Here is a 7,855-nt window from a genome sequence, read left to right on the forward strand (position 1 = left end):
AAAGGACCGATCAACCCATGCTGTTCACCGGTCCTGTTTTGGTCCTGCTGGGACGGCACCTCAATTGAAATGCAGCGCTTCCACCACGCGACGCTTGGAACGGCGCCAGCTGCGCAACAGGCGCTTGTGCATCGCACCAGCCTCCGCCGGATCATCGGCATCATAATATTTGGTCAGTCGAGCGATATGGTGGATCGCATCACGCGGCGATGGCCCCGGCTCGTCGCTCTCGATCCGTCCCGCAACCTGTCGAAACAGCGCATCATAGCGCTTCACGACCTGATCGATCGCAAACATCTCGCTGATACGCTGGCGCGCGGCACCGCCCAGCATCACCCGTTCCTCCGGCCGCAAATGGCATAGTTCCATCAACGCCAGCGCGAGGGCTGTCGGATTGCGCGGCGGCACGGTGCGGCCCGTCGCTCCGATGACCCAGCCCGTGTCGCCGACATCGGTGCCGACACAGGGTATGGCCTTGGCCATCGCCTCACCCACGATATTGGGAAATCCCTCGCCCCAGGCCGAGGGCAAGGCGAGGATATCGACGCCGCCGAGCCACTGCGCGACATCGCTCCGTTGCCCCGAAAGCGTCCAGTAGCCGGTCGGCAAGGCCGAGAGCGCGTCCGCGATCTCCGGCGTCGGCCGGTCCATCCCCTCTCCCACGATCAGCAGATGCGCCGGCATACGGGCGGGATGCAGCCGGGCGAAGGCCGATACCAGATTGGCGGCATCCTTCATTGGATGCGCCCGCGCGACCATCGCGATTACGATGCGGTCGGGCGCGATGCCGAAAATCCGGCGAAGCCGATCCTGGGCCTCCGCCCGCTGCCCGTCCGCGTCCAGATCGAACCCATTGGGGATGACCATCGCCCGCGTGGGATCAAAGCCTATGGCCCGATATTGCTGCATCGCCACCCGGGCATTGTAGATGATCGCCTGCGGTCGCCGTGAAAGCAGCGCCTGGGTCCGCAGGACGAGGCGGGTCAGCCTCTTTTCATGCACATAGCCACCGCCAAGCGAATGACGAACATTCCAGATCACCGGTGCGCCGGTACGCGCCAGCATCGTCGCGCACATGGTCGCCAACTGGGCATGGTGCATCCACGCCATGATCACGTCGGGACGCTCGCGCCGGACAAGCGCAGCCAGCCGGAGCGTCGCCGGCAAGGCGGTCGCAACGCTGGTCATCCCCAAGGCATGGACCCGCACGCCATTGTCCTGCAGGCGCTGGCCGACAAAGCCTGGCGGCATCAGCGAGGCCACCACCACGTCCTGGTCCTGCGCGGACGAATGGTGGAGCAGGCGCATGAGCATCGCCTCGGCTCCACCCACGTTCAATCCGGTTATGACATGAAGCAGCTTCATGGACGTGCCGGCCCCAAAAAATCGCCCGAAGATGGCTTCGCGACGTGCCCCTGATGGAAGCGTCCCTATTAGATCGAAGCGCAGCGCCAGCCTGCTCGCTATTTTAGGCCCTATCCATGGGGGCAAGGCACCGCGACCGGCAGCACTACTTTTGAGCATGGTAGGGCATTTGGGGGGAGGCGCCCCACCACAAGAGCCATCACCATACCCCTCTTCGGGATGTCCCTATGCCCAGCTTACCGCAGGCGGCCATCGACCTAACCTGTTCAAGGAGGCCGTGTTCGGATGGATCTCGTGGCCTGAGCGCCCGGGCGCTCAGGCGGTCACCGAAACTTGGCTTGCATCGACAAGGGGAAAACCATGCCTATAGCCGGTGAACTTCGCGCCCTGTTTCGCAAATGGCGCACACCTACCTATATGGCCTATGATTCATGGGCAATAGCAACCTCGCTCGGCATCGCCCTGATCCTGCGCATGAACGGTGCCGTCCCGGAGCATATGGTCGACGGCGCGTTGCACAGCCTGCCGATCTTCATCCTTGTGGGCCTGGTGACCTTTCATTGGAGCGGGCTTTACAACCGCATCTGGCGCCTCGCCTCCCTGCCGGACCTGATCCGGCTGGTCGAGGCCGCGATCCTGGCCATCACCGCAACGATGATCGTCCTGATGCTGAGCCAGGGACAGCGCTGGATGCCCACTTCGGTGCCGTTCATCCAATGCCTGGTCCTGATCTCGCTCCTGTCCGCCGGGCGCCTGTGGCGCCGCGTGCTGCGCAACATGACGCGCGGCCTGAACCGCATCAACCTGCCCGGCATGCGCGACAATGCGCGACGCTCCGACATCGCCGTCAGCCAGCAGCGCGCCCTGATCGTGGGTCATCCCGAATATGTCGAAACCATCCTGCGCCATCTGGAGATGCTGCCGACGCCCCCCTATCTGCCCGTCGGCATTCTCGACCTGGACAGCGGCGAGGCGCATTTGCGGCTGCGAGGCGTGCCGATGCTGGGCGGGGTCGAAGCGATCGACCATGTCGTGTCGCACCTCACCGCGCGCAATCAGCGGCCCACCTGCATCATCCTGGCCACGGGTCCCGAGGACGTGGTCGGCCCGCAAAAGCTGAAACTGGTCACGGCGGCGCAAACGCTTAATCTGTCCGTCTTGCGTGCGCCGCCGGCAACGGAGATCAACAAGCCGCTCGACCTCCAGCTGATCAATCTCGCCGATCTGCTCGACCGGCCCCAGACCCAGCTCGACGCGCAAATCGTCCATCGGGCAATCAAGGGTCAGCGCGTGCTCATAACCGGCGCCGGGGGATCGATCGGTCGGGAACTGGCACGCCAGGTTGCCGTCTTCGAGCCGTCCGAACTGCTGCTGCTCGATTGTGGCGAGTTCAATCTTTATTCGGTCGAAATGGAAATCCGGGAAAATTATCCCGCCATTTCCTGCCATGCGCTGCTCTGTTCGGTGCGGCAGCGGCAACATGTGATGGCCGTATTTGCCGAATGGAAACCCCATTTCGTCTTTCATGCCGCCGCGCTCAAACATGTGCCGTTGGTCGAGACCAATGTCTGCGCGGGCGTGCAGACCAACGTGCTCGGCACATGCAATGTCGCGGACGCGGCCAAGCGCCATGGCGTCAGGGCCATGGTTCAGGTGTCGACCGACAAGGCCGTCAATCCGGTCGGCGTGATGGGTGCCACGAAGCGGCTGGGCGAACTTTACTGCCAGGCGCTTGACCTCGAAGGCGCCGGAAACCCCGGCGCACCACGCTTCATGACCGTCCGCTTCGGCAATGTGCTGGGCTCCAGCGGCTCGCTCATTCCCCTGTTCCAGCGCCAGTTGGAGAGCCGCTCGCCGCTCACCGTGACGCATCCGGAAATCACGCGCTTCTTCATGACCGTGCACGAGGCCGTGCAACTCATCCTGCACAGCACCGCGCGCGCCATGGAATATGGCCTGAAACGCGGGCGCATCATCGTGCTCGACATGGGCGAACCGGTAAAGATCATCGACATCGCCCGGCGCATGATCCGCCTGGCCGGCCTCGCCCTCGAGCGAGACGTGCCGATCAAGATCGTCGGCCTTCGCCCCGGCGAGAAGCTGTATGAGGAATTGTTCGACGAACGCGAACGCCAGTTGCCGTCCGACCTTACCGGCGTGTTCGAGGCCGAACCGGTGCCCGTACCGCCGGCACGGCTGCAGGCCGGCTTTGAGCAACTGGAACGCGCCGTCCTGGCCCATGACCAGGTCGAGGTGCGCCATCTGCTGTTCGAGATGCTGGATGCCGTGACCAGGGAAGCCCCGCTGCCGCCCCGCCCCCTGGACAAGGAAAATTGCCTCACGGCCATCAAAAAATCGCAGATCGCCAAGCCGACATGGCCGCAGGACGGCGCCGTCCGCCAGATGCAATAAGGGAGGGAAAGGATGCTGGCTCGCCCCCATCATGACGCCATCCCGCAGCGCTCCATGTCGATCGTGTCGCAATGGCCAGTCTATGCGCCGGACGAGATCGCCGCCGTAACCGGGATATTGGAAACCGGACGCGTCAACGCCCTGCATCATGGCGAATGCTGTGCGACATTGGAGCAGGGCTTTGCCGAACTGTGCGGCATGCCCCATGCCATTGCCCTGGCCAACGGGACGCTCGCGCTGGAAGTGGCGCTCAGGGCGCTGGGCATCGGCCCTGGCGACGAGGTGATCGTCCCCGCACGCAGCTTCATGGCTTCGGCGAGCTGCGTCGTGGCCTGTGGCGCCACCCCCGTCTTTGCCGATGTCGATGAAGTGACCCAGGGGCTCAGCCCCGACACGATCGCCGCCTGCCTGACAGCCCGGACCCGCGCGATCATCGTCGTCCATCTGGCCGGCCATCCCGCCCCGATGGAGGAAATCTGCGCGCTCGCCGCGGCGCGGAACATCCGGATCATAGAGGATTGCGCGCAGGCCCATGGCGCGACGCGCCACGGCCGGGTCATGGGCGGGTTCGGCGACGCGGCCGCATTTTCATTCTGTACCGACAAGATCATGTCGACTGGCGGCGAAGGCGGACTGCTGCTGCTGCGCGATCCCGACATATGGAAGCGGGCCTGGGCGCTGAAGGATCATGGCAAGGATCCCGAACTGATGGTGCAGGGGGGCAATGGCGTGTCCTTCCGCTGGCTCCACAATCATTTCGGCAGCAACTATCGGATGACCGAGATGCAGGCCGCGATCGGTGTTGCGCAGCTCAGGAAGCTGCCAACCTGGCTTCGGCAGCGCCGCGACAATGCCCGGATATTGCGGCACATATTGGCAGACATTCCAGCGCTCCGCCTGATCGACCCGGAACCCGGGATCGACCCTGCCTATTATAAATTCTATGCGTTTCTGCGGCTCGAACGGCTGAAGGATGGCTGGTCGCGCGATCGGATCATCGAAACGGCGCGAGAGCTAGGCGTGCCGTGCCAGTCGGGCAGCTGCCCTGAAATCTATCTCGAACGCGCGTTCACCGACGCGGCGATGGGCCCGTCGAACCGACTGCCCGTCGCCAGGCGACTGGGGGAAACCAGCCTGTTGCTGCCTGTCGATCCCAGCCTGTCCGCCGCCGATTGCGTCTATATGGGCAATATCCTGCGCACAGTCATCGAACAGGGAGCCCGATGATGTTTCCGGACGGCCGTCGCCCGCATTTCATCATCATCGGTGCGGTCAAGGGGGCGACCACCTGGATCGCCCATCAGTTGCGCTGCCATCCCAATCTGTGGCTGCCCAAGACCGAACCCCATTATTTCAGCAGTGACTATGCCCGCGGCACGGACTGGTATGCCACGCTGTTCGACGATGCGCCGCCGGACCGCATTCTTGGCGAAAAGTCGGCTGACTATCTGGCGCATCCCGATGCCGCCGATCGCCTGTTCCAGACGCTGCCCGAAGCCCGGTTGATCGTGCAATTGCGCGATCCCGTGCAGCGCGCCTATTCCGATTACTGCATGCTCTACCGGCGCGGGATGGTTGGCGGCGATCCCCGCAAATATCTGCAGGGCCAGCGCAGCGCCGAGCGGCGGTTCCTAGCCAGCGGTCTTTATGCGCGACATCTCGATCGCTTCCTGAAGCTGTTCCCGCGCGAGCAGTTGCATGTGCTGCTCTACGAGGACCTGGCCCATTCCGCCGAACAGATGATCGTCGACATATGCAGACATATTGGCGTCCCTGCCCATATCGCGCCCGATCAGCTGGACAGCCGGAAGAATGACAGCAGTACGCCGCTATTGCCGTTGACGCTGCGACGGCTGCTGCGCCCCATGCGACCGGCCCTGGACCCGCTGCGGAGCAACCCCGTACTCGCCCGGGTACGCGCATCGCTGGCATCACCGGTGCGCTATCCACCACTGGATGGCGAACTGCACAAGATGCTGAGAGCTTATTATCGTGACGATGTTTTGCGGCTGCAGGACATGCTTCAACGGGATCTGAGTATGTGGCTCGGCGGCGGCATTTCCACGCCGGCGGGCGCCACGCGTGCCCGCGCCTGAAGCGGCAACCAAGGCCATGAAGACGGGAGGATAGCATGGAAAAGCGCTTGTTGATCTCGATAGCCCTTGCCCTGTTCGCCACGGGACCGGGTGGCTGCGCCGGACCGGAAGCCAAGCTGACGCCGCTGGCCACTGCCGCCCCCACCCCCTATCAGCTCGGTCCCGGCGACCAGGTCCGCCTCAATGTCTATGGGCTGGACATGATGAGCGAGACCTATCTCATCTCGGACACGGGCATGCTGTCCTTGCCGATGGTCGGCAACATCCCGGCTTCGGGCAAGACCGTCGACGGACTGCAGGCCGATGTAGCCGCCGCCTTGCGCGCGCAACAATTGGTACTCGATCCCAAGGTCAGCGCCCAGATCATCGCCTATCGCCCGTTCTTCATCACCGGCGAGGTGCAAAAGCCCGGCCAATATCCCTTTGTCCCGGGCATGTCGGTGATGACCGCCGTGTCGGTCGCCGGCGGTTTCACTTTCCGCGCCAACACGAAGACGGTGAAAATCACGCGTGCCAATATGGCCGGCAGTGCGACCCAGACCAGTCCGGTCCAGCCCGGCGATCTGATCGAGATTCGTGAAAGCTGGTTCTGAACGTGTGCCAGAACGGGTCTGGTCGCGCAGCGCGTTTGCGCTGGCGCTATCGTCGCCTGCCGCTCGTGATCGCGTTCGCGCTCAGCGGCTCGCCCCTTGCCGCGCAGGATATCACCCGCACCACGCCGATCGACGATCTCCCGCGCCCCGGCTATGAGCCGCGCACCATTCAAACCGGCGGCTTTGTCATCGAACCCCGGTTGGACCTGGGCGTGCGGTTCGACAACAATATCTTCGCCACCGACGAAAACCGGAAATCCGACACCATTTTTCTGGTGCGGCCAAGCGTGGAGGTGAACCGCGACACCGACACGTCGATGTTCTTCCTGCGCGGCTACGGCGAATTTTCGCGCTACGCCAAGACCTCACAGGAAAATACCGATCAGTTCGGCATTCGCGCAAGCTATCGCAAAGGGTTCGGTGACCGGCACTGGGTGACGGCAACGGCATCCTTTGACCGGACTTTCGACAGACGCGGCGCGCCCGAGGCCAATCCCGACCTGACGCAATCGCCAGCGCTTATCAATGTGACCAACGGCGATCTGGAATATCGCTATGATGGTCCGCGCATCGGCGTGACAGCCACAGCCGGGGTGACGAAGCTCGACTATCTCTCGCTCGAGGATTCCGATCGCGACATGCTGACATACCGCGTCGCGGTGAAGGGACAGGTCAAGCTGTCACAGCGCGTGGCCGTTTTCGTCCAGCCCTATCTCAACGATCGCGAGCCGCGCCTCAAGACAGACCGCAACGGCGTCGATCGCTCGACCACGACCTATGGTGCATTGGCCGGCGTATCCTTGGAACTGGGTGACAAGCTCAACGGCAATATCGGCATCGGCATATTCCATTCCAATCCTCGCGACCTTGCCCTTGATGCGTTTACCGGCCTGTCCGCCAACGGCCAGCTGACCTGGCGCCCTCAGACCCGTACCGCCGTCCGCCTGGATATTTTCCGCGGTGATGTGGCGACAATCCGCGCCGGCGCGATGGGACGCATCGACACGCGTATCGACCTGGGCATCGACCAGGAGGTACGGCACAACCTGATTATGCGCGGGTCTGTCGGGATGCGAAATGTCCATTATCGCGAGAGTTTCGATGCCGATCAGCGCTATTGGACCGGCGAAGGCGGCGCACGCTATCTGCTCAACCGCCATATGTGGATCGAGGCGGTGGCCACCTATACCCGCCGGACAGCCGATACGGCGGCCGACGAATTCAGCAAATGGCAGGGCATGATCCGGTTGGGCCTGACCTATTAGGCCGTAAACTCATAAAAAGCCTTGAGGATTGGCGATTGGCGTGATTCAGAGGCCTCCAGAGTTGGAGGGCTTGATGGCACGGCGGCGGTACGAACTGACAGATCGGGAATGGGCGATTATCGAG

The 7,855-nt window shown here is 63.2% G+C and carries 6 protein-coding genes; 5 read left to right on the forward strand and 1 reads right to left on the reverse strand.

From position 1 onward, the window contains the following. Positions 1-60: 60 nt before the first annotated feature. A complete protein-coding gene (locus CG471_RS20985) occupies positions 61-1,365 on the reverse strand; it encodes a glycosyltransferase (RefSeq protein WP_180275760.1) in 1,305 nt (434 codons plus the stop codon). A 360-nt stretch (positions 1,366-1,725) separates the two neighbouring features. Between CG471_RS20985 and CG471_RS20990 the strand changes: the two genes are divergently transcribed. Genes CG471_RS20990 through CG471_RS21010 form a run of 5 tightly spaced genes read left to right on the forward strand, consistent with a single transcriptional unit; the run spans position 1,726 to position 7,731 of the window. Continuing rightward, on the forward strand, positions 1,726-3,777 hold the full coding sequence (locus CG471_RS20990) for a nucleoside-diphosphate sugar epimerase/dehydratase (RefSeq protein WP_099233544.1): 2,052 nt from the start codon (positions 1,726-1,728) through the stop codon (positions 3,775-3,777). Between the two features lie 12 nt (positions 3,778-3,789). Continuing rightward, complete coding sequence (locus CG471_RS20995; RefSeq protein WP_099233546.1) at positions 3,790-5,004, forward strand: DegT/DnrJ/EryC1/StrS aminotransferase family protein; 1,215 nt, start codon at positions 3,790-3,792, stop codon at positions 5,002-5,004. Further along, positions 5,001-5,873 carry a sulfotransferase gene (locus CG471_RS21000; RefSeq protein ID WP_257211636.1) on the forward strand — a complete coding sequence of 291 codons (873 nt, stop codon included), beginning with the start codon at positions 5,001-5,003 and terminating at the stop codon, positions 5,871-5,873. The genes CG471_RS20995 and CG471_RS21000 overlap by 4 nt, the downstream gene beginning before the upstream one ends. 35 nt (positions 5,874-5,908) lie before the next feature. Continuing rightward, positions 5,909-6,466, forward strand: coding sequence for a polysaccharide biosynthesis/export family protein (locus tag CG471_RS21005; RefSeq protein WP_004207875.1), 558 nt, complete (start codon positions 5,909-5,911; stop codon positions 6,464-6,466). A gap of 35 nt (positions 6,467-6,501) precedes the next feature. Beyond that, positions 6,502-7,731, forward strand: a complete 1,230-nt coding sequence (locus tag CG471_RS21010) for an outer membrane beta-barrel protein (RefSeq protein WP_180275761.1) — start codon at positions 6,502-6,504, stop codon at positions 7,729-7,731. Positions 7,732-7,855 lie beyond the last annotated feature (124 nt).

Origin of the sequence: Sphingobium sp. IP1 (assembly GCF_002708645.1) — a bacterium.
Classification (GTDB): Bacteria; Pseudomonadota; Alphaproteobacteria; order Sphingomonadales; family Sphingomonadaceae; genus Sphingobium; species Sphingobium yanoikuyae.